This is a genomic window from Gordonia sp. 11cp (assembly GCF_057767225.1).
This window is the reverse complement of sequence record NZ_CM173437.1, coordinates 440491-462611: the sequence shown is the minus strand read 5'-3', so window position 1 is coordinate 462611 and position 22121 is coordinate 440491. Positions and strand designations below refer to the sequence as shown.

17 protein-coding genes are annotated in these 22121 nt (G+C 69.0%); 6 read left to right on the top strand and 11 right to left on the bottom strand.

The window, feature by feature from the left end:
- Positions 1-115 precede the first annotated feature (115 nt).
- Both AC3B6C_RS01815 and AC3B6C_RS01810 read left to right on the top strand, forming a co-directional pair.
- Positions 116-2233 carry a heavy metal translocating P-type ATPase gene (locus AC3B6C_RS01815; RefSeq protein WP_488374691.1) on the top strand — a complete coding sequence of 706 codons (2118 nt, stop codon included), beginning with the start codon at positions 116-118 and terminating at the stop codon, positions 2231-2233.
- Positions 2234-2369: 136 nt separating this feature from the next.
- The gene (locus tag AC3B6C_RS01810; RefSeq protein WP_488374690.1) at positions 2370-3335 is read left to right on the top strand and encodes a hypothetical protein; all 966 of its coding nucleotides are present in this window, start codon (positions 2370-2372) and stop codon (positions 3333-3335) included.
- Here the strand turns inward: AC3B6C_RS01810 and AC3B6C_RS01805 are convergent.
- The 4 genes from AC3B6C_RS01805 to AC3B6C_RS01790 all read right to left on the bottom strand — a co-directional run bounded on the left by AC3B6C_RS01805 (position 3292) and on the right by AC3B6C_RS01790 (position 6621).
- The gene (locus tag AC3B6C_RS01805; protein WP_010840621.1) at positions 3292-3999 is read right to left on the bottom strand and encodes a heme-binding beta-barrel domain-containing protein; all 708 of its coding nucleotides are present in this window, start codon (positions 3997-3999) and stop codon (positions 3292-3294) included. The genes AC3B6C_RS01810 and AC3B6C_RS01805 overlap by 44 nt on opposite strands.
- Before the next feature lie 201 nt (positions 4000-4200).
- A complete protein-coding gene (locus AC3B6C_RS01800) occupies positions 4201-4506 on the bottom strand; it encodes a DUF1416 domain-containing protein (RefSeq protein ID WP_010840619.1) in 306 nt (101 codons plus the stop codon).
- A gap of 5 nt (positions 4507-4511) precedes the next feature.
- Complete coding sequence (locus tag AC3B6C_RS01795) at positions 4512-5351, bottom strand: sulfurtransferase (protein ID WP_010840618.1); 840 nt, start codon at positions 5349-5351, stop codon at positions 4512-4514.
- A gap of 412 nt (positions 5352-5763) precedes the next feature.
- Positions 5764-6621: an LmeA family phospholipid-binding protein gene (locus AC3B6C_RS01790; protein WP_488374689.1), complete on the bottom strand. Its 858-nt coding sequence runs from the start codon at positions 6619-6621 to the stop codon at positions 5764-5766.
- Between the two features lie 212 nt (positions 6622-6833).
- On the opposite strand from AC3B6C_RS01790, the gene AC3B6C_RS01785 reads away from it, so the two are divergent.
- Positions 6834-7658: a winged helix-turn-helix domain-containing protein gene (locus AC3B6C_RS01785; RefSeq protein ID WP_010840616.1), complete on the top strand. Its 825-nt coding sequence runs from the start codon at positions 6834-6836 to the stop codon at positions 7656-7658.
- Positions 7659-7662: 4 nt separating this feature from the next.
- Entirely contained in the window at positions 7663-8556 is an 894-nt protein-coding gene (gene mshD, locus AC3B6C_RS01780) for a mycothiol synthase (RefSeq protein ID WP_488374688.1), read from the top strand.
- Between the two features lie 3 nt (positions 8557-8559).
- Here mshD and AC3B6C_RS01775 read toward each other — a convergent pair whose 3' ends face one another.
- Together AC3B6C_RS01775 and AC3B6C_RS01770 are read right to left on the bottom strand one after the other, a co-directional pair.
- On the bottom strand, positions 8560-11190 hold the full coding sequence (locus tag AC3B6C_RS01775; RefSeq protein ID WP_488374687.1) for an alpha/beta fold hydrolase: 2631 nt from the start codon (positions 11188-11190) through the stop codon (positions 8560-8562).
- The gene (locus AC3B6C_RS01770) at positions 11187-12521 is read right to left on the bottom strand and encodes a lipopolysaccharide biosynthesis protein (protein ID WP_488374686.1); all 1335 of its coding nucleotides are present in this window, start codon (positions 12519-12521) and stop codon (positions 11187-11189) included. The genes AC3B6C_RS01775 and AC3B6C_RS01770 overlap by 4 nt, the downstream gene beginning before the upstream one ends.
- Before the next feature lie 401 nt (positions 12522-12922).
- Here AC3B6C_RS01770 and AC3B6C_RS01765 point away from each other — a divergent pair, with 401 nt between their 5' ends.
- On the top strand, positions 12923-13768 hold the full coding sequence (locus tag AC3B6C_RS01765; RefSeq protein ID WP_010840612.1) for a glycosyltransferase family 2 protein: 846 nt from the start codon (positions 12923-12925) through the stop codon (positions 13766-13768).
- Between the two features lie 243 nt (positions 13769-14011).
- On the opposite strand, the gene AC3B6C_RS01760 is transcribed toward AC3B6C_RS01765, so the two are convergent.
- The 5 genes from AC3B6C_RS01760 to AC3B6C_RS01740 form a co-directional block, all read right to left on the bottom strand.
- Positions 14012-16180: a hypothetical protein gene (locus tag AC3B6C_RS01760; protein ID WP_488374685.1), complete on the bottom strand. Its 2169-nt coding sequence runs from the start codon at positions 16178-16180 to the stop codon at positions 14012-14014.
- Positions 16177-17511 carry a glycosyltransferase family 2 protein gene (locus tag AC3B6C_RS01755; protein ID WP_488374684.1) on the bottom strand — a complete coding sequence of 445 codons (1335 nt, stop codon included), beginning with the start codon at positions 17509-17511 and terminating at the stop codon, positions 16177-16179. Before AC3B6C_RS01755 ends, AC3B6C_RS01760 begins: the two co-directional genes overlap by 4 nt.
- Positions 17508-18287, bottom strand: a complete 780-nt coding sequence (locus tag AC3B6C_RS01750) for a glycoside hydrolase family 16 protein (protein ID WP_010840609.1) — start codon at positions 18285-18287, stop codon at positions 17508-17510. Before AC3B6C_RS01750 ends, AC3B6C_RS01755 begins: the two co-directional genes overlap by 4 nt.
- 26 nt (positions 18288-18313) lie before the next feature.
- Positions 18314-19309, bottom strand: a complete 996-nt coding sequence (locus AC3B6C_RS01745; RefSeq protein ID WP_488374683.1) for a glycosyltransferase family 2 protein — start codon at positions 19307-19309, stop codon at positions 18314-18316.
- A 65-nt stretch (positions 19310-19374) separates the two neighbouring features.
- On the bottom strand, positions 19375-20676 hold the full coding sequence (locus tag AC3B6C_RS01740; protein ID WP_488374682.1) for a hypothetical protein: 1302 nt from the start codon (positions 20674-20676) through the stop codon (positions 19375-19377).
- Positions 20677-20908: 232 nt separating this feature from the next.
- On the opposite strand from AC3B6C_RS01740, the gene pstS reads away from it, so the two are divergent.
- Positions 20909-21985, top strand: a complete 1077-nt coding sequence (gene pstS / locus AC3B6C_RS01735) for a phosphate ABC transporter substrate-binding protein PstS (protein ID WP_010840606.1) — start codon at positions 20909-20911, stop codon at positions 21983-21985.
- The last annotated feature ends 136 nt before the right edge of the window (positions 21986-22121 follow it).

The following is a 22121-nucleotide window of genomic DNA, read 5'->3' as shown; positions in this document are numbered from 1 at the left end:
GGCCCCTCGTGGGCGATGCGGGGGCCGTTCCATGTCCGGCCGCGTTCGGTAAATACCCGTACGGGGTAGAAGTAGACCTGGCGCAGGTACCCCTGGGGGGTATATTCTCACCCGTATGGACACGCACCACGACCATCCACGCGCAGCGGCCTCGCCGACGACCGGCCACGCGGCGAGCCCCCACACCCCAGCCGGGCACGGCAACCACGGGGAGCACGACGGGCATGCCGACCACGGTGGGCATGCCGATCACAGCGGGCACGTCGACCGATTCCGGCGACTGTTCTGGATCATGCTCGTCCTGGCCATCCCGACCGTCGCCTTCAATGACATGTTCGCCGACATCCTCGGTTACGAGCTGCCCGACGCGGAGTGGGTGCGATGGGTGTCGCCGCTGTTCGGCACCGTTGTCTACCTGTGGGGCGGACGTCCGTTCCTCGTCGGTGCGGCAGAGGAGATCCGTACCCGTCGTCCGGGGATGATGCTCCTGATCTCGCTGGCCATCACCGTCGCGTTCGTCGCCTCCTGGGGTTCGACGCTGCACCTGTTCGACCATGAGCTGAACTTCTGGTGGGAGCTGGCCCTGCTCGTGGTGATCATGCTGCTCGGTCACTGGATCGAGATGCGTTCCCTGGCGCGGACGACGTCGGCGCTCGACTCACTCGCCGCACTCCTTCCGGACGAGGCCGAGAAGGTCGTGGGGGACGACATCGTCTCGGTGCCGCCCGACTCCCTGGTCGTCGGCGACGTGGTCGTCGTCCGGCCCGGAGCCTCCGTACCCGCCGACGGCACCATCGTCGACGGCTCCGCGAACATGGACGAATCGATGGTCACCGGGGAGTCGGCCCCCGTCCGGCGTGGGCTCGGCGACCTCGTCGTCGCCGGCACCGTCGCGACCGACTCCGGAGTGCGGGTCAGTGTGACCGCGACCGGCGACGACACCGCCCTGGCCGGCATCGGACGCCTCGTCGCCGATGCGCAGGCCTCCTCGTCGCGGGCTCAGCGGCTCGCCGACACTGCGGCCGGGTGGCTGTTCTGGTTCGCTCTCGGTGCCGCCGTGCTCACCGCGATCGTCTGGACCGCCGTCGGGTCGCCCGACGACGCCGTCGTCCGCGCCATCACGGTGCTGGTCATCGCGTGCCCGCATGCGCTGGGACTGGCGATCCCGCTCGTCGTCGCCATCGCGACCGAGCGAGCGGCCCGCGCCGGGGTCCTGGTCACGGACCGGCTCGCACTCGAGTCCATGCGCAACGTCGACGCCGTGTTGTTCGACAAGACCGGCACCCTGACCAAGGGGGAGCCGACCGTCGTCGAGATCGAACCCGCTCCGGGACACGACCGGCGTCGGGTGCTGAGCCTCGCGGCCGCCGCGGAGGCGGCCAGTGAGCACCCGTTGGCGTCGGCGATCACGCGTGCCGCCCGGGCCGACGGGGTCGACACGCTCGCCGCCCAGGACTTCTCCTCCTCGCCCGCGGTGGGGGTGTCCGCGTCCGTCGACGGGCACGAGGTCCGGGTGGGTGGTCCCAATCTGCTCAACGAACGGGGCCTCGACGAGCTGTCCGTCTCGGCGGCGTGGCGTGAGCAAGGTGCGATCATCCTCCACGTGCTCGTCGACGACCGCGTCGCCGGAGCGATCCGGCTCGCCGACGAGGTCCGGCCGGAGTCGCGCGAGGCCGTGGACGAACTCCACGCGCTCGGTGTCCAGGTCGTGATGATCACCGGAGACGCTCAGGCCGTCGCCGACGACGTCGCCGGTCGACTGGGCATCGATCGGGTGTACGCCGGGGTCCGGCCCGAGGACAAAGCTGCCATCGTCGGCGAGCTGCAGCGTGAGGGACATCGCGTCGCCATGGTCGGCGACGGGGTCAACGACGCCCCCGCCCTCGCGCAGGCCGACGTCGGAATCGCCATCGGCGCCGGTACCGACGTGGCGATCGGCTCGGCCGGCGTCGTCCTGGCCTCCTCCGATCCGCGATCGGTCCTGTCGGTCATCGAGCTGTCGCGCGCCGGCTACCGGAAGATGCGGCAGAACCTCTGGTGGGCAGCGGGATACAACCTCGTCTCGGTGCCCTTGGCGGCCGGAATCCTGGCGCCGGTCGGCTTCGTCCTGCCGATGAGCGTCGGTGCCATCCTGATGTCCGCGTCGACGGTGGTGGTGGCGCTGAACGCCCAGTTGCTGCGACGGCTCGACCTGCGTCCCGGTTCCGTCGGAACCCGCTCCGGGCGCAGGTAGGCCAGGCCGGCGCACCGGCGACGGACGTGGTGATCCGCGTAGCGCAGTACTCGCGAGATTTCGGCACCGAACAGCTGGAATGGTCACACACCAGAGTCCACGGCGCCCGTCGAGGCGTCGAGAGGGAGAAGGAGCGATGGTGGCCACATCTGTCGCCGCGGAGGTCGGAGAGTCGAACCGCAACCGGGATGAACCCGGCGTGGGCGAACGCTATTGGACCCCGGGCGATCCGGACTTCGGGACGGCGTCGCCACCCCGTTTCGAGTTCGCCGATCCCCGCGCCGCCGGGTTGTTCCACGCGGGGTCGTTCCACGCCGAAGGCACGTCCCACGACATCGGTGACCGCATCACCATCCACAACCGCGGCGTGCGCGATGCCGCCGCGGTGGTTCTGCTCGCCGACGGCACGTCGTATCTCGAACCGTTGACTCCCGGCTCGGATATCGTTCTGCCGGAATGTGATTCACTCACCTATGTGCAGGCGCCGCGCACCACCGGCGGGCGGCCGGTTCTGTACGGCGCGGTGTGGGTGCGGTCCGGACGGGTGATGCCGGTGACGCTGCCGATTCCCACTCGGCGCGAGTTTCTCGATGCCCGGTATCTCACCCCGTGGAGCGCGGAGTGGAACGGCGGTGTCTCCGGCAGGCAGATCCTCGACGCCGCTGCGGCGGGCATCTCGTATCAGTACCGGACGGGCGGCTCGACGTTCGTCGTGCGCAACTCGGGCCGCGACTGGATCGGCGTGGTGCATCGATCCGGGGCCGACATCACCTTCGTCGAGTGTCCACCGGGAGAACGCGTCTGCTTCGAACTGTCCCCACATGCCGCGCGGGCCGAGGTGTTCTCGGTCGTCGGGCGGCGTGTCGGTGGTACGGCCGGGCACGGACCGTACATGTCGCCGTCGGGGACGGTGCATCCCGGCTGGGCGGGACGTCCGGGCGAGGCCACCGCCTACGGGTCGGTCGTCGTCATGCTCGGGGCGCCGGTGTACAGCGCGCTACCGAAGCGGAATCTGTACATGGCGTTCTCGGATCGGCGACGCGGGGGTTCCGGCCCGATCAGCCGACGTGGCGGCGCAGCTTGGCGGACAGTCGCGGGGTGAGGTCCCCGTCGGCGTCGACGCGTTCCTCGACGTAGGCGAGGTCGCCATCGGCGACGAGGCCGTACAGGCGTTTGGCGCCGCCGGTGCGTCGGCCGGATTCGGCCTTGATGACGACGTCGGTGGCGAGTTCCCAGGTGGTCTGGTTCAGCGGGGTGCCGTAGAAGAGCTCGATCGATCCCTCGGCGTGCGCGAGGAGCAACTCGATGGAGTCGTCCTCACCGATCCGCCAGAATCCGGATTCGCGGAGATCGGGCTGTTGATAGGAGGCGTCCTCGTCGATCACCCACGAGCGGGACTCCCAGGCGAGGAAGTTCTGACCGTCGTGCGAGACGACGATCTGCTGTGCGAAGTGGTAATCGGTGTCCGTCTCGGGATCATGCCCTTCACCCTCTCCGCGCCACACACCCACGAGGGGGAGCAGGGCGAGGAGGCCGGGGTGGAGATCGGCACCCAGGCGGAGGTTGGCGGTGTCGGCGGGGAGCGGCAGATCATCCCAGGTGGGGATGTTGCGTTCCCGGCTGCCGGACTCCGCCGCACGGGCTTCGGCCTGACTGATCGCCTCGTCGCCGGACCGGCGGGGTTCGGCGTCGGCGACGAACCCGTCATCGGAGGGCTCCGGATGACCTGGATTGTCCGCGGCCGGACCTCCGGGTGCGGACGTCACGACTCGTCGGTCACCAGGCGGTACAGCGTGTAGACACCGAACCAGGTGATCAGCACAGCGGCCAGGATCAGCAGGATTTCGAAGAAGAGGACCACGAGAGAAATTCTAACCCCGGGCCGGCGGGTGGGCCTCCGCAGGGTCGCAACGAGACAGCCCGGTCACCGCGGATGCGGTGACCGGGCTGTCTGGTCGACATCGGCGTCACTTCGAGACGGTGATGTCCTTCTCGTGGATGCCGGGGCCCTCGGGACTGATCGTCACGTCGCCGTTGCCCACAGCGGACAGGGCGCGAAGCGTCCAGGTGCCGGGGGCGGCGAAGAAGCGGAAGTCACCGGTGGGCGAGGCAACGACCTCGGCGGTGAATTCACCGGTCGAGTCGAGCAGACGGACGAAGGCGCCGGCGACGGGCGAGCCCGAGCCGTCGGTGACCTGTCCGGTCAGGACGGTCTCCTTCTCCACGTCGACGCCCGCGGGCAGCTTCTGTCCCTGCTTGGGTGCAGCACACATATCTCTTACTTTCCTTCTCCGAGTTCGATCGGGACGCCGATCAGCGAGCCGTATTCGGTCCAGCTGCCGTCGTAGTTCTTGACGTTCTGGTGACCGAGCAGTTCCTTCAGGACGAACCAGGTGTGGCTCGAGCGCTCGCCGATACGGCAGTAGGCGATGGTGTCCTTCGAGCCGTCGAGGCCGGCCTCGCCGTAGAGCTCCTTGAGCTCCTCGTCGGACTTGAAGGTGCCGTCCTCGTTGGCGGCCTTGCTCCACGGCACGTTGATGGCGCTGGGGATGTGGCCGGGACGCTGGCTCTGCTCCTGCGGGAGGTGAGCCGGCGCGAGGATCTTGCCCGAGAACTCGTCAGGGCTGCGCACATCGACGAGGTTCTTGACGTTGATGGCGTCGACGACCTCGTCGCGGAAGGCGCGGATGCTGAGGTCCGGCTCGCCTGCCTTGTAGGTCGTGGCGGGGCGGCTGACGGCATCGCTGGACAGCGGGCGACCGTCGAGTTCCCACTTCTTGCGGCCGCCGTCGAGCAGCTTGACCTCGTTGTGGCCGTACAGCTTGAAGTACCAGTAGGCGTAGGCGGCGAACCAGTTGTTGTTGCCGCCGTAGAGGATCACGGTGTCGTCGTTGGCGATGCCGCGCTCGGAGAGCAGGGCGCCGAACTGCTCGGCGTCGACGAAGTCGCGGCGGACCGGATCCTGCAGGTCGGTCTTCCAGTCGAGCTTGACGGCGCCGGCGATGTGGCCGCCGTCGTAGGCCGAGGTGTCCTCGTCGACCTCGACGAAGACGGTCTTGTCGGCATTGAGGTTCTGCTCAGCCCATTCGGTGCTGACCAGGACGTCGGAACGTGCCATGGCGGTGTCCTTTCCAGTGGATCTGTGATGGTCGTCGATCAGATGGAGATGGTGGAGAGTGAGGCGCGGGACGGATTCCCGCGTTCTCGGCGGAGATGATGAGCGCGGGTGGCGGCGCATGGAATCGAGGATTCAGACCTCGGTGGAGACGCCCCCGTCCTCATCGACGGTGTGGGCGGCCGGCTGCTCACGCAGCACGGATGGTCACACCGTCAACGGCGAGTGCGACAACAACAGTCGGCGACACGACAGAAGTCGATCGCCCGGCGTCGTGTGAGCAAGTACTCACGGCGCTGCTGCATGCCCACGAGGGTACAACAGAGCCGATCTCGCACCCAACGGCCGGGGTGCTTTGGCGCCGACACCGCCAGAAACCCGTCTGAACTGCTCAGAGTCTCCTCGGACGGTCGTCTCAGAAGCGGTCGGGACGGACCGCGGCCGGGCCCGAATCGCCGACCAGCTGGACGTCCCCGCCGAAGCTCTCCGCGCGCTCGGCCGTGACATCCCAGGCCATCGGCAGGCGGGGGAGCGTCATGCTGAACCGGTCGAGCACCGCGGTGCGCATCTCGGGCGGGACCTCGGCGTCGACGTGGCGTTCGGGCCCGGTGTAGAAGCCGGTGGCCCGGATGTCCAGTGCGCCGTCGACGACGGCGAGGTCGACGGAGACACTGACTCGGACCTTCGGCCCGTCGTAGGCCGACGCCGACGGCGGGTCGGCGGGGTCGAGGCCGTCGCGCGGCGGCAGCGCGACCGTACCGGTGAACACCACGCCGCTCTGGCGACTGACGGTGCCGTCCTGGGGGCCGCCCGCACCGGCCTTGCCGTCCGGCCCCGGGGTGCTGACTGTCAGGTCGACGATGCGCAGATACCGGGCGAGGGTGACGGCGTCGAGGCGGGTGTATGCCGAGATCGAGCGGGTGTGGAGAACATCACTCGGGGAGAATCCGCTGCCGTCGGCGACGTCGAACGGGCCGAGCGAGGCGCCCAGCTCACCCCGGCAGACACCGCGAACGGGCTCGCATCCCGGTAGTTCGACGCCCCGCGCGGCGATGGTGGCACCCGCGAAGTGACCGGCGGATGACTGGGAGGTGAACGGGAAACCGGCGATGGTGACCTCGGGATCGAAAGTCACGCGGGGGGATTCGGCGATCGCGCGGGAGAGCTGGTATTCCCCGCGGACGGCGGCCCCGACGTCGACGCCGACGGCGACCCCCACTGCGGCAAGGGTGGCGACGATGCCGATGACGAGCACTTTCCGGATGCGCGGCATACTCGGCCGATCACCCTCCCCGTCGTCGTCATCCTGCGGTCGAGGTCGCCTTGTTAACAGCGAACCGCCCCGGTGGCGCTATTCTGTCACCTATCCCGCACACGTTGGTAAGGCGGCGTAAACAATCGCCGAGCGCATGTGGGGGTGGCGTTCACGTCGTGGTGAGCGATCTGGATGGTCCGGGACGGGGACGAACGAGATCGGAGTGCTTGGTGGATCTCTTGTTGTTGACGGCCGACCCCAATCCGGAGTCGGTCTTGCCGTCGTTGTCGCTCCTCGCGCATACGGTGAGGACCGCTCCGACCGAGGTGTCGTCACTCATGGAGGCGGGGAACGCCGATGTGGCGCTGGTCGACGCGCGCGCCGATCTGGCCGCAGCTCGTGGACTGTGCCGGCTGTTGGGCAGTACCGGCTCCTCGGTGCCGGTTGCGGCGGTGCTGACCGAGGGTGGGCTGGTCGCGGTCAACGCGGACTGGGGTATCGACGAATTCCTGCTGCCGGGGACCGGTCCCGCGGAGCTCGACGCCCGGCTGCGCCTGCTCGTGGTGCGCACCCGCGGTGTCGCGGCCGAGGAGTCCTCGGGCAAGGTCACCCTGGGTGAACTCGTGATCGACGAGGGGACCTACACCGCGCGGCTGCGCGGCCGTCCGCTCGACCTGACCTACAAGGAGTTCGAACTCCTCAAGTATCTGGCGCAGAACGCGGGTCGCGTGTTCACCAGGGCGCAGCTGCTCCAGGAGGTGTGGGGGTACGACTTCTTCGGCGGCACCCGCACCGTCGACGTGCACGTCCGTCGACTCCGCGCCAAGCTCGGCAGCGAGCACGAATCGCTGATCGGCACAGTGCGCAACGTGGGCTACAAGGCCGTGCGTCCGACGCGGGGCCGGGCGGCGGCGGCCGACACCGACCTGTCCGACGACGAGCCGGCGGGTCCTGGCCCGGTCGGTGCCGAGCAGGCGGACGCCGACGACTTCGACGGCGCTCTCGACGGTCCGGATCCCTTCGACGAGGAGTTCAGTGCAAGCGCCGGAAACTGATCAGGTGCAGGTGCATCGGGGCGCGCTGCCCGACGATGTCGCGGATTTCGCTCATCGCCTGGTGCGCGATGCGACAGCGGCCGACGGCGTCGCCCCGCTCTCGGAGGGCGCGGTGACGGCCATCGACGCTCCGGACGGATCGCCGGTCGTGCATGTCTGGTCGACTGCGGCCTATGCCGTCATCGTCCCGGGTCGCGACGGTGAGCCGGCGATGATCGAGGCGGTCGTCGATCCGGCCCATCGGCGCAAGGGGCACGGTCGGCAACTGCTCGACGCGGCCTTCGGTGCCGCACCCGTTCCCGAGTCGGGAGCCGGGGTGCGGGTGTGGGCGCACGGTGACCTGCCCGGCGCGGTGGCGCTCGCCGCATCCATGGGCCTGACGAAGCGTCGCGAACTGCTGCAACTGCGTCGTCCGGTCGGAGCCGGCCACGAACTCCCGGAACTCGTCGTCGACCCGACCGTCGAGCTCCGGACCTATGCCGGACCGTCCGACGATGCCGAGATCCTGCGCGTGAACAACGCGGCCTTCGACTGGCATCCGGAGCAGGGTGGCTGGTCCGCGGAGCAGATCCGCGAACGGGTGGGCGCCGACTGGTTCGATCCGGAGGGTCTGTTCCTCGCCTTCGACCGTTCCGGCGACGAGCCCGGCAGGCTCCTCGGGTTCCACTGGACCAAGCGGCACGACGCCGACCTCGGCGAGGTCTACATCGTCGGGGTCGATCCCGCCGCACAGGGCCGGGGGCTCGGCCGATTGCTGACGCTGGCCGGACTGCACCATCTCGCGCGCGCAGGTGTCTCGGAGATCAACCTCTACGTGGAGGGCGACAACGCCGCCGCGCTGCACACCTATGAGCGGCTCGGGTTCACCCGTTACGCCGTCGACGTCGCCTACGGCTGAGTCTCACCGGTCGCGCGTTCGCAGGACGGTGTCGATGGCGTCGACGATGTCGCCGATGTGGGGTTCGCGGACCACGGACAGGTGGTTGCAGTCGAGACGGAGGACGTCGACGTCCCCGGTCACGATGTGGCGCCGCCAGATCGACGGTTCGTCGCGGTTCTCGCTGCCCTGCACCACCAGGGCACGCCCGGAATAGGGGCGGGGACGATGCAGCCGCCCGACCCGGACGCCGAGTTCCTCGAGGGCCTGGGCGTCGGCGGTCGGCGAGGTCTTCACCACGCCCGCGAGCGGGACGCGAATGCGTCGGCGCCACAGTTCTTTCCGCGGAAGCGGCTCGTACACCGGAGTGGTGGTGAGGGACGGGTCGGCGCGTTTGGCGCGATGCAGGATCCGCGGCGGGACGAACGTGTCCACCACGACGACCAGGTCGACACGGTGCCCCTCGGCCTCGAGTCGCCGCGCGGTCTCCAGGGCGATGAACCCTCCCAGCGAGTGCCCGACGAGGACGTAGGGTCCCTCGGGCTGGATGCGGCGCAGGTCGCGCAGATGGCGACGCACGGCGGCGTTGACCGTCCAGTCGGGGATTCCGCGGGTGTCCAGGCCGTGCGGTGCGAACGCGAAAACCGGTCCGACGCCGTCGAGTTCGCCGACGCGGTCGGCGAACGGCACGAACGTGAGTGCCGAGGCGCCCGCGCCGGTGAAACAGAAGACCGGCCGCCCGTGTCCCCGGCGCAACGGGATCGTCGTCGGTGCCAGGCGTTCGCCTCGCCGATCCCGCGACCCCGTGCCCGAGCCGCCGGTGCGGGCGGCGATGATCGTCGCGAGCTCGGCGACGGTCGGCGCGGAGGCCATGTCGGACTGGGTGAGGCCCGCTCGGTGCGTCGAGTTGAGGCGCACCATGATCTGCTGGATCGTGAGCGAATCCGCACCCAGGGCATAGATGTTCTCGGTCCGCCCGACGACATCCAGCGAGAGTTCACCGGCCCAGGTCGCGGCGACGGATGACTCGAGTTCGCCGACAACGGGTTCGATGTGGCGCCGGGGTTCGGGCAGGGCGGTGCGGTCGATCTTGCCCCGGGCATTGCGGGGCAGGTCGGACAGTTCGACGATGTGCGCCGGGACCATCCAGGGGGGCAACGCCTCGCGGAGGCGCGCGCGCAGGGCGGCGGTCGGCGGTGTGCGCCGGTTTCCCTCCGGGACCACGTAGGCGATCAGTTCGATTGTCCGGCTCGCATTCTCGCGCGCGATGACGACGGCCTCGGAGAGATCGCCCTCGCGTAGGAGCGCGGCGCTCACCTCGGCCGGTTCGACGAGGTAACCCCGGATCTTCACCGCATCGTCGGCGCGGCCGAGCAGGACGAGGTCCTCGCCGTCGAACCGCCCGTTGTCTCCGGAGTGGAACGTGCGAATCCCGTTGTCGTCGACGGAGAACCGATCGACGTCGCCGGCCGGGTCGAGGTAGCCGAGAGCGATGTATCGCGAGGAGATCGACACCCGTCCGGACCGTTCGACCCTCACCGTCTTGTGGAGTGCCGGTGTGCCGGCGGGCAGCGGTCCTGTTCGCGCAGGGTCGCCGGCGCGGACGTCGAAGTGTCCGATCGCGTAGGTCTCCGAGGAGCCGGCCCAGTTGGTGACCGTCGCCTGGGGTGCCAACAACAGTGTGGCGGTCGCGGATTCACCGGTCAGCGGCTCACCGGTGGTGATGATCCGTCGCACCGTCGACCACGCGGGGTGGACGGTGCCGGCGGTACTCGAGCGAACGAGTGAACGCAGCAACGACGGGGTCAGGAAGACGGTGTGGATCTGCTCCGCCGCGATCATGTCGAGCAGGTCGGTCGGCGTGCCCTGCCTGGGGTCGGCCACGAGGACGTCGCAGCCGCTCAGCAGTGAACCCATCAAGACGTTCAACCCGCCGCCGAAACTGATCGGCATGCACAGGGCGACGCGCAAGCGCTCACCGAGCCCGAAGCGCTCCCGCATGAAGATCGAGTCACACAGCCACATCGCGCCCGGTTGCAGCACGCCCTTCGGCGTTCCGGTGGAACCGGACGTGAACTGGATGTTCGTGACCCCGAACGCGGCGTCGGATCCGGATCGGGTGTCCTCGGTCTCGATCGCCCGCGCCGCCGTGTCCGGTGCGGACGCCGCGTCGACGAGGAGGCCGGTCGTCTCGACGACCGGGAGATCACATCGGGTTCCGCAGTCGCGCAACCCGTCCATGTGTTCGGCGTCGGCGATGGCCAGTCCCGGTGGCCGACCGTGGGTGCGCAGCGAGGCGAGGATCGCGTCGATCCGCTCCGCGGGCAGGGCCGTGTCGAGCGTGACCAGGGGGCGCCGCGTCAGGAAGACGCCGAGGACCACGGCGACGGTGTCCGGCGACAGACCGAGCTGGACGACGACCGGGCCCTGATCAGTGGGCTGCAGGTCGCGGATGCGGGCGGCGACTCCCCGTGCGGCGCGGAGGAGTTCGCGGTAGCTGATCACGGTGTCCGACAAGCGGAGCGCGATCGCGTCCCCGAACCGGTCGGCCGCCGTCGCGAACGCGTGCGCCAGTCCGCCGGTCAGGTCCGGCTCGGGGGCGGAGACAGGCGTGGGCACCGCGGCCAGGGGGCCACGAGAGGTGTCGATGGTCATGGTGTGGTCGTCCTCGCCGAGAGCTCGGCAGCAGTGGTGGTGGGGGTCAGGGCCTGCCGGATGAGGCGCAGCCCGGGAACGAGCAGGAGGATCACGACGGCGACGTTGGCCGTGAGGTAGACGTAACCGACGCCGATGATGCCCCAGTGGTCGGCGCCGAAGACGATGCCGCACAGGACGATCACGCCGAACACGCCCTGCACGCCGACCGCGAGACGGAGTTTGCGGCGCACGCGGGCCAGAGCGGTGTAGATCGTCACGAACGACACCGTCGGCAGGGTGAGCGCCATCAAGCGGATCAGGTCGGTGCCCTCGTCGGCGTACTGCGGTCCCATGATCGCGAGAATCCAGGGCGCGGTGACGAACAGCACGACGCAGCCGATGACCCCGGCGCCGCCGCACAGGGCGATGAACCGGAGCGTTGCCGACCGGAGATCGGCGCCGGGCTCCGCGGCGGTGGCCACGAAGGGTGCCGACGTGGCGTGCAGGAGGATCGCCGCGGTGTTGACGACCAGCCAGCAGATCGAGAAGTAGGCGTTCATCTCGGTGCCCAGGCGCGCCACGATGACCAGCGGGACGATGAGCGGCACGACCACCCCGACGGCCGTGATCCCCAGTGAGCCGGCGTAGAACTGGGCGATCTCGCCGGGCCGCGGCAATGTGCCCGGCCCGGTCATCGAGCGTGCGGTTCGACGGATCGCGCCCAGACCCACCCACGCCGCGATCACCGCGGCGGGTAGGACCCAGGCCCAGAAGACGGCGAATCCGGTGGCGATCGGGATGAACGCCGTCACGAGGACCAGCTTGATGGTCGACTGGGAGATGTTCTTCGTGGCGACCGTTCGTGAACGGCCCAGGCCGATGAGGATCTGGTCCTGGATGGCGAAGATGCCGAGAACGGCCACGAACAGCGGGAAAAGCCAAGTCTCCCAGGGGCTCATGAACAGCGAGTCGACCGGTCCGAGGAGGACGAAACCGAGGCCGAGGAGAAGTGCGGCACCGATGATCACCATGCGCCCCGACGTGATCATTCGCGGTGCGTTGCCGCCCGCGACCGGCAGAAAGCGTTCGTAGAGACTGCCGATGCTCAGATTCGACAAGGTGGCCAGCAGCGTCGCCGAGGTGATGAGCGCCGACGCCCGACCCACTTCCGCGGTGGTGTAGCCGCGCGCGGCGATCGTCCAGAAGATGAACCCGAGCACGCCGGTCGCCAGACTCGACGTCATGACGGCCATGATGTTGAGGCCCACGCCCGTCTGGTCGCCGAGGAGTCCGCCCGGGTTTCTGGTGAGTCCCCGTCGCGTCCGGATGCGACGGTGGGTGACGGTCACCGTCGGAGTCCGGATCGGTGTGCGGTCGCCGAGATCCGCGGATGGGACCCGAGTCGGTCTTGCGATCGTCGAGACGGCGTGTGCGCGTCGAACACTGACATCTCCGATCCGATCCGGCGGCTGTAGATCTGGCGGGGCGCTCGGATCCGAGATGAGGGTAGCCTATCCTGAAGATTGCTTCCATTCGGTGGCGCCGGAGCCCTTTTCGGGTCGACGGCGCCCTGACCGGCGGGAAGTGCGGAAGGCGAGGACCCCGTGCACGTCTGCGAGTCCGTTTTGGGCGGTTCGTATGAAGCTGATCACAAAGTAAGAGAAGCCTAACCTTACTGGTTATGCTTCTTCTCGCTGAGCGTCGTGGGGGGCGCTTCATGGCTTATCGATGATGCGAATGCTCTGGAGGAATGGTGACCGACTTGATCGACGCTGGGAATGGCACGGGGAGTGCCGATCCGGCGGTGCTCGACGACTTGACGGAGTTCGAGAACGAACTGGGCGTCTCCGAAGCCGGGATCGTGGAGACGGCGAAACCGACTGTCACCGTGGTGATCCCGACCCGGAACGAAGCGCTCAACCTGCCGTATGTTGCCGAGCGGATGCCGCCCGTGGATCAGATCGTCGTCGTCGACGGTGCGTCGGTCGACGGAACGGTGGACGTCGCGCGGTCGTTGTGGCCCGACGCGACGATCGTCTCGCAGACCCGTTCCGGGAAGGGAAACGCGCTCGCCTGCGGGTTCGAGGTGGCGACCGGCGACATCATCGTCATGATCGATGCCGACGGGTCCACCGATCCCGCCGAGATCCCCGACTTCGTCGGAGCGCTCGTGGCCGGCTCGGACCTCGCCAAGGGCAGCCGCTTCTCCCTGGGTGGACACAGCGATGACATCACCGCCTTCCGCCGCGTCGGCAACAAGGGGCTCAACTGGCTCGTGAACCGGATCTTCGCCACCTCGTTCGCCGATCTCTGCTACGGCTACAACGCATTCTGGCGTCGGCACCTGGACGTCCTCGACCTTCCGCTCACCGACTTCGACGAACCCCAGTGGGGCGACGGATTCGAAATCGAGACGATCATCAACGTGCGGATGGCGCGCAGCGGCTTGACGATCCGGGAGGTCGGCAGCCGGGAGTCCAAGCGAATCCACGGACGCAGCAACCTCAACGCCCTGACCGACGGTATGCGCGTGCTCCGGACGATCGGCCTCGAGCGCCGTCTCCATCGCGACGCGAAGGCCTCAGCCGTCCGCTGAGCGGCATCGAAAGACGTTCGGCCGCCCCGCTGGACGGCTCGCGTGACAAGAACGCCGGCGACCGTGTGGTCGCCGGCGTTTCGCGCTCTACCGATGAACCTCAACTCGACTGATGGACTTCGATCGAAATCCATCAGTCGAGTTGAAGTTCATCGGTCGCGTGGGTGTTTGTCTGGACCCTTCGTGGCTCGTCGCTTGCGCTCCTCGCACCTCAGGGAGCAGGAAGCAGGTCGTTCTTTCGGATCAGGGAGCAGAGGCGGCGGGCTTCGGTTCGAAGACGAAGATCGCGGTGTCGCCGTCCTCGTGGACCAGCCGCCACCCGGGTGCGACCCGCAGGGCCGCCTCGAGTTCCGCTGCCGCACCGGGGCGGTAGGTGCCGTAGTACTCGGAGATCCGACGAGACTGCTCGGTGAAGGTGACGTAGGTCGGCTTGTCGGACTGGTCGACCTTCCAGAAGAGGTCGCCGAGTTGTTCGGGACTGGGGAACGTCATCCGGTCGCCCGCGAGGTCGAAACTGAGCGGGTAGTCGAAGTAGGGGTTCGCCAGCGTCATCGGGGCGTAGTTGCCGTTCGTCCGGGTGGGCATGCCCGCCGGATGCAGTGTGATGAACCGGGTTCCGGGCTCGGCGGTCTCGGTGATGGCGTCGATCGCCTCGTACTGCGCGCGCGTCTCGACGATCACCGGCCACAGCGCGACGTAGGAGTACATCCCGGCGAGAGTCGCCGCACAGACCAGGATCGCGGCACCGGCGGCGCGCAACCGGGCGCGGCCGCCGCGTGCGAAGCCGGTGAGCAACCACACGAGGGTGGGCGCGATGAGCAGCGCGCACCCGAGTAGCCCATAGAGATACACGCGGAAGATCGCCTCGCCGCCGTAACTCTGTCCCAGCAGCAGGGCGAGGGCGGAGAACGCGAGAACGGCCAGGGTGAGCCAGTGTGCGCGCCGGCGGCGCCAGCCGATCAGCGCGCAGATCCCCGCCGCCACCACGACGCCCGCCGACAGGGCGCGGCACACCGTCGACGTCGTCTCCTTGGCGGGGACACCGGCCATCGTGAAGTTGGTGGCCGCGTTGTCGATCGGGTTACCCCCGGAGAGGATGCCGTACGGCGCGACGGCTTCGAGATTGGCCAGGAGATAGGCGCCGGCGATGCCGAGCATGATGGCCACCGCCCACCACGGCCGCACCCGGCGCAGGACCACCAGTACGACGGCCGCACCCAGAACCCAGAACGGTGTCAGCTGATGACTCGGCACGATCGCCGCGAACGGGATGATCGCCAGGACTGCGGCTCGCGGGGCATGCCGGGACGCCAGCAGAAGGGCGATCGCACCGTAGGCCAGGACGAGTGCCCACGCCTGGGGCGCGAAGTAGTCCTGGCCGACCCAGTTGGCCGTCTCGACGATGAGAGCCGCGGTCAGTGCGACGACACGGCGCATCGACAACGTGCGGGCGGTGGCATAGACGACGACCGCGAGCAGGATGTGGACGACCGTGGCGAAGAGATGCGCCAGGACCATCGGATCGAGCCCGGTGGCGTCGCAGAACCATGCGGCGACCGCGAAGAAGGCGGGCCACTGGGCGTAGATGTCGGTGCCGCCTGGGGTGAGCGTGCCCGTGTCCTGGATGTAGTCGACGACCGCGAGGTGCTTGTAGGTCCAGTCGTAGAGCGGCATCTCGGTACCGAGCCAGGTGGTCACGCGGCTGACGACGATCGCGGTGCCGATGGTGACGACCAGCCCGGAGCTGCTGCGGGTGGCGATCGCGACGACGGCTGCGGCCGCCGTCAGCACCGTCGCCGGGATGAGTAGACGTCCGCTGCCGGAGAACAGCAGGCCGTAGTAGCTCGCGTCGACGCTCGGCAGCGTCGGCACGGCCACTGCCCAGCAGGTCAGCGCCGCAACGCACAATGCGACCGACACGCGAAATCCGGTGGAGCGCAGCGCCGGACTGCGGACCGCGGTGAGTCCGCGGGATGTGAGTCGACTCCGTAGCTCCCGGACGTCGGGTGCAGGGGTGTGTGTTCGCCGACGGTGGACGATGCCGGATGCCAAGACCGCCACGCTGCCTGCCACGAGGAGTGTGGTCGGATGCCACCACGACGACCAGAGCGCGGCGATGGTGACGAGGGTGGTCAGCGCCATGCCGAGCGTCGGTACCGCGGCGAGCACGGTGCGCCGCGGGAGTGTCACCCAGGTGCACACGGCGGCACCGGGTCCACAGAGAACGAAGAAGCCCACCAGCAGTGCGCTCGGCACCGACGGCAGGGGCAGGGCGCCGACGAGTCCGGCGATCGCGGCGACGAGGCTCAGGACCGCGACGGACCCCGACGGTCCGGCCGATGCCGGGGAGATCCCGGCCCGAGCGTCGGCGTCGGTGGGAGGTGACGGCGCGGCCTCCGCGGCGGCCGTCACGACCGCGCCTTCGCCAGAGGCCTGGCGCGCCGGCCGCGAAGCCGTTCGCGTGCAAGAGCGACGGGTCCGCCGACGACCGACAACACCTCACGCCGGCCTGCCTGCGCCGCAACGCCGTCCGCGATCCCCTCCGGTGGCCTGGTGATCGCGCCGTAGGCGGCACCGGCTCTCGCGACGGCTCGCGACCGACGCCGGAGTACGCGCAGCGCGAGCGCGAGATGATGCCGCTCGGTGGCGACCTTCGTCAGCCATGCACCGAGCCCGAGCCCGTAGCCCCGTGACTGTTCCAGGAGATCCTCGTCGGTGCTGCGATGCCGGTGCCAGATGATCGAATCCGGCTCGTTGGCCAGCGCATGGCCGGCCGTCAGGATGCGGAAGAACATGTCGATGTCCTCGCCTCCCCGCGTTCGTGTCCCGGCCCCTAGTGCCTCGTCGAATCCGCCCAGCGCCAGGGCGACGTCCCGGCGGATCGCGAAGTTCGCACCGGTGCCGTAGACGCCGATCTGGAAGGGGAACAACGGGAGATCCGACGGTGGGTCGGCGAGCGAGAAGACCCGTGCCCGCATGGAATCCGCCCAGGACACCCGCCAGTCGAAGTAGATCTGGGACCGCGTCCGCAATTCCCCGCTCGGCACCATTCCACACACACACGCGATCTCCGGTGACCGGCCGAAACCCTGGGCCAGGCCGAGCAGCCACCCGGTGTCGGCGACGACGTCGTCGTCGGTGTAGGCCACCAGGTCGTGAGCGGCGGCGAGCAGACCGGCGTTGCGCGCGTTGGACAGTCCGGCCACCGGCTCGGTCACGAGCCGGAACCGCGGATCGTCGAGCGCGTCCACCACGCGTCGCGTGCCGTCGGTGCGGGGTGCGTTGTCGACGACGACCACCTCGTAGTCGGGATAGTCGAGTCGTTGCAACGAGGACAGTGCATCGGCCAGCATGCCCGGCCGCTCATGCGTGCAGACGACGACGCTGATCGGCGGCAGTGTGGCACGAGATGGCAAGTCCGGCAGAGCGTACGGTGCGACCGGGACACGCACCAGGCCGTCGACGATCGGCGCGTCGACGAACCGGATGGGCGCGGACCCGTGCCGGAGGAGAACCCGGGCTCGCCCATAACCGGCGGCGTCGAGTGGGGCGCACGTGACCATTCCGTCGGAGACCGAATCGGGATCCCGGTCGTCGCCGGTGATCTCGGCGACATCGAGCATCCCTACCCAGGTGGCGCCCGGCCATTCGGGGGCGCCCTCGAGCGGCATCGCGGGATCGAGTGGGACGGGGTCCGGCTCGGCGGTGGCATCCGCCGCGTCGTGGGCGTAGTCGGTTGTCACGGTGCGGTCACCCGGACCCAGTCGACGAGCATGGTGTTCTCCGCAGGTGTCGTGTCGTCGGTCGGTCCGGGCCAGTTGCCCCCGACGGCGAGGTTGAGAAGTAGGTGGAAGGGCTGATCGAGTACCCACCGCGAGTCCGGTGCCAGATCCCCGGGCTCGACGACGAACAGCCGTTGGTCGTCGATCCCGCTCTCGATCCGGCCCGGGAGCTTGTTCACCCAGTAGGTACGGAAGGTCGAGGCCAGTGGCTGGGCGGGCACGCCCGACCGCGAGATGTTCTGTCCCCGTTCCGATGATGCCTGCGGGACGTGGACGCCGGTGTGGTACTCGGGTGCCTGGTTGAGTGTCTCGATGATGTCGATCTCCCCGGCCGCGGGCCAGCCGACCTCGTCGATGTCGTCGCCGAGCATCCAGAACGCGGGGTGTAGGCCGGTGCCGGCGGGTACGGCGATGCGGGCACTGACCCGGCCGTAGGTGACCGACAACCGGTCCTTCGTGGACAACCTGGCCGAGGTGTAACCGTCGGGTCCCCGTCGCGCGGTGATGGCCAGATGTCCCTCGCCGTCGATCCGGGCGTTGGCTGGCGAGTCGGTGTACACCTGCGCTTCGTCGTTGCCCCAGCCCCCGCCGCCGGTCATCATCTGCCAGGGGTCGTCCGGTGCACGCGCGGGGCCGTCGAACTCGTCGACGAAGATGACCTCGGGCCCGTTGTCGGGTTCGGCCAGGACGGTCGGTGCCGAACACGCCGACACCGCTGTCGCCACCACGGCGCCCATCGACGCCAGCAGCCGTCCGGGCCCCATCATCGGGACACACCCCGGTCGCGGCGGGCGAGGCCGGAAACGTATCCGGCGCAGGTGAACACGAAGCCCATGACGAGCGCGCCGACACGACTCGGGGTCCGGCGATGACGCCAGACCCCGGAGGGCAGCACCCGGGTGGTGTATCTCCGCTCGCTCGACAGGGCATCGCCGGTGCCGGCCAATTCGGACAGAATCGCCTTGGAGCGACCCTCTTGGTAGCACCTACGGGCAAAGTAGACGAACCGGGCGCGGTCGTCGGTCACCGCATGGGTGACCCCGAAAGTGGTGTCGCGCACGATCTTCGAGGAAGGATCGCGACGACGCAGGTCGATGCCCATGAGGGTTTCCTCGCATCCGGCGGGCATCGTGCCGCGTCGGCCGAGCCGCGTCGAGAATCCGCCGATGTCGGTCAGTGCGTCCCGGCGGACCGCCATCGCGGCGCCGATCGGGTTGCGGATGGCCGAGCCGTCGCCGGGCAGTCCTCGGTAGTCGCAACCGATCACCCATCCGAATTCTTCGGGAAACCACCGGGGCGCGGGCGAATCCCACTGCGCCACAACGGCTCCCCCCACCGCCACGATGTCGGCGTCCGCGCATCGGGTCCGAACGGCCGCGAGTGCACCCGGTGCCGGGCACGCGTCGTCGTCGATGAAGACGACGATGTCACCGCGGGCGGCGGCGGTGCCGGAGTTGCGCGCGTCGGAGAGCCCGCGGGATCCCTCGTTCGCGCACACGACCGCGTCGGGATGTGCGGCCGCGAGGTCGGCCCACAGGGTCTCGTTGTGATCGACGACGAGGACGAGTTCGTCACCGGGGCCGAGCTGTGCCCGGATCTCGGCGATCGCGATGTCGAGCAGCCGGCGCCTGCGTTCGGTGTAACAGCACACGACCACCGACAGGGTCGGATAGGGGCGGACCGGGGCGTCGGGGTCGGGGGCACCCGGAACGGGGGTCGCCTGGTCGGCCAGTGGATCGACAGGATGGGAGGACAGCACGGTTTCGGCCTTCGGTAGCTCGGGATCAGATGTGGTTCGGGGTGTGACCGGGGGAGTGATGGACGTCAGGGCACCCCGACGATCCGTGCGGCGTGCCCGGCGACGGCGTCCATCGCCGCGCGAATGCGCGCCGGGTCGAAGACGTCGTCGCGGAACGCCGCGGTCATCGAGACCGCGCCGCCCACGAAACCGGTCGTGACCGTGATCCCGGTTGCCGACGGCGGCGTGGCCACCCCGATGACCGCGGCGCGGGCGGGGTCGGACCATTGCCAGCCGCGTTGATGTCCGGGCAGGTGGCCGACACTCGAGTGGAGCAGTTCGGCACGGACCCGACCGTCGGCCGGGACGTGCTGGGCCGGCGACGCCGAGCCGCGGTCGTCGCGTGGACGGCGCAGGGTCTTGATCGTGGCGAGTGCCAGGTTGGCCGTCGGCCGTCCCATCCGGGCCGACGCGGTCATCGCGCGTTGCAGCGCGGCAGCCGAGGTGGCCTCGTCTACGGGGAAGCTCAGCCCGGCAGAGAAATTGGCGTAGGTCCGCATCGCGGATGGCAGGTATGTGCGGGCGTCGAAGGGCAACGTGACCATCGGGTCGAGCCGGACGCCCGCTTCGGTCAGCGCCGCGACCAGGGCAACTGTGTAGATGGCGAACAGCCCCGTTCCCGGCATGGACGACGTCCGCCCGGCCCGGATCGCGTCCACCGCGGGGGCCGCGATGTGGACGTTCGCGGAGACCGGCCGTCGTGGCGGAACCAGGCGTCGGGTGCGAGGCGGCTCGACGGGTTCGCGGTGCCGCTGGAAGCGCAGGAGCGAGGCGGCGCGGCGCGGGTCGGCCACCGTGATCGCCGACGCGACCAGCAGAGGGGGGAGAACAGGTCCCCGGCGCGGCAGCGTCGACGGGTCGACCGCGCCCACGATGACGTCGACGATGAGATTCAGCAGGGTGAGGTCGCCGAGTCCGTGGTCGTAGTCCAGGGCGAGATGGTCGCCGGCCAGCACGATCCGCAACGGCCGGTGGGGCAACGAGTACAGAACATCGAACAGGCGGGCCGGGTCTGTGCCGGGCGCCGGCGGTGACGCGTCGACGACCGAGTCGGCGGCGGCGTCGGGGTCGAAGACCCACTCGCGTCGATGGGGCGAGGGAAGGAGGCCGACGCGGGTGTGCGGCCCCACCCGCGCGAGGCGCACGATCCGGTCGGCGGCCACCGCGCGGGACGGGAGGTCGAGCGGGCCGATCACCAGTGCCGCCCGGTTGTGTCCGTGCAGCAGGTCGATCGCCGCGCAGCGGAAACGCGAAAGCGTGCCGGGTCGGGATGCCGGTGGGTCGACGTGCCGGGGGGTCGAAGCCGGGGTGGGTGAGGGCGTGGCCATGAGTGCGATCCGGGAAACTATAGCAAGGCTTGCCTAAGTCCCGAATGTCGGGTTATGCAGATCACGTACGCTCGCCCCGAAGTTGTTCTCACCCCGTCTGCCTTGGCCAGTTCACCCGCAGTTCATCTTTTGTAGGGGATCAGTCCACCACGCCCCCATAGCTTTCCATTCGGACACTCCGGACCCGACGCCAGTCGGGGCGGAGAACGCGAACGGAAAGGCAACACCAGCGGTGAAAATCAATCGGAACGGCGCCCTGGCGTCGGTGTCGGCGATCGCGGCACTGACTCTCGTGACGGCGTGCGGTGGGGGAAGCGAACAGACGGTCAGCGGCGAGGGCTCCACCGCGCAGCAGAAGGCCATGGAGCACTTCAGCCAGGTCCTGACCGACAACAGTGACATCGTGCTCGACTACACCGGCAGCGGCTCCGGTGACGGCATCAAGAAGTTCATCGCGGGTGACGTCGACTTCGCCGGGTCGGACTCCGCCCTCAAGGCCGACGAGGTCACCGAGGCCACCGCGCGCTGCAACGGCAACGCCCCGTGGCACCTGCCGCTGGTCGTCGGTCCCGTCGCGGTCGCCTACAACCTCGAAGGTGTCGACGACCTCAAGCTCAACCCGAGCGTCATCGCGAAGATCTTCAACGGCAAGATCACCAAGTGGAACGACCCGGCCGTGGCCGCGCTGAACCCGGGCGTGCAGCTGCCCGCCAGCGACATCGTCCCGGTGTACCGCTCGGACAGCTCCGGTACCACCGACAACTTCCAGCGCTTCCTGGAGAACTCGGCTCCCGCCGACTGGCCGTACGAGCACAGCAAGGAATTCGCTCCCAAGGGCGTCGGCTCGGGTGCCTCGAAGTCCACCGGCGTCGGCGACACCGTCAAGAAGACCCCCGGATCGATCACCTACGTCGAGTGGGGCTTCGCCACCGAGAACGACCTCGGAGTGGCGCAGGTCGACTTCGGTGCCGGCCCGGTCGCGCTGAACGCCGAGAGCGCCGGTACCGCCCTCGAGTCGCTGGCCTTCAAGGACCCGGCCAGCAAGGACCTCGTCGTCGACACCGACGCGCTGTTCGCCTCCAAGGCTCCGGGTGCGTACCCGCTGCTGCTGACCCCGTACTCGATCGTCTGCTCCGCGGGCTACGAGGACGAGGCCACCAGCCAGACCTTGAAGGACGCCTTCACCGGAATCCTCAACGACGGCCAGGCCGGCCTCGAGGAGATCGGCTACGTGCCGGTCCCCGACGCCTTCAAGGCCAAGCTGCAGGGAACCATCGATTCGCTGTCCGGTGGGTCCGGGAACGCCTGATCAACCCCATCTGATCGCGTGCGCGGGGCCGCTTCGGTTGCGGCCCCGCGCACGTGGTTGACACACTGACACGACATTTCGCGTGTCCACGAGACGGCGGGAAGTGCCCCAATGACCAGAGCCGAATCACAAGAAG

Bases quoted from the DNA above. Each gene is read 5' to 3' on its own strand.
- AC3B6C_RS01815 (WP_488374691.1), top strand. From the start codon at position 116: ATGGACACGCACCACGACCATCCACGCGCAGCGGCCTCGCCGACGACC.
- AC3B6C_RS01810 (WP_488374690.1), top strand. From the start codon at position 2,370: ATGGTGGCCACATCTGTCGCCGCGGAGGTCGGAGAGTCGAACCGCAAC.
- AC3B6C_RS01800 (WP_010840619.1), bottom strand. From the start codon at position 4,506: ATGTGTGCTGCACCCAAGCAGGGACAGAAGCTGCCCGCGGGCGTCGAC.
- AC3B6C_RS01795 (WP_010840618.1), bottom strand. From the start codon at position 5,351: ATGGCACGTTCCGACGTCCTGGTCAGCACCGAATGGGCTGAGCAGAAC.
- AC3B6C_RS01790 (WP_488374689.1), bottom strand. From the start codon at position 6,621: ATGCCGCGCATCCGGAAAGTGCTCGTCATCGGCATCGTCGCCACCCTT.
- AC3B6C_RS01775 (WP_488374687.1), bottom strand. From the start codon at position 11,190: ATGACCATCGACACCTCTCGTGGCCCCCTGGCCGCGGTGCCCACGCCT.
- AC3B6C_RS01765 (WP_010840612.1), top strand. From the start codon at position 12,923: ATGGTGACCGACTTGATCGACGCTGGGAATGGCACGGGGAGTGCCGAT.
- AC3B6C_RS01750 (WP_010840609.1), bottom strand. From the start codon at position 18,287: ATGGGCGCCGTGGTGGCGACAGCGGTGTCGGCGTGTTCGGCACCGACC.
- AC3B6C_RS01740 (WP_488374682.1), bottom strand. From the start codon at position 20,676: ATGGCCACGCCCTCACCCACCCCGGCTTCGACCCCCCGGCACGTCGAC.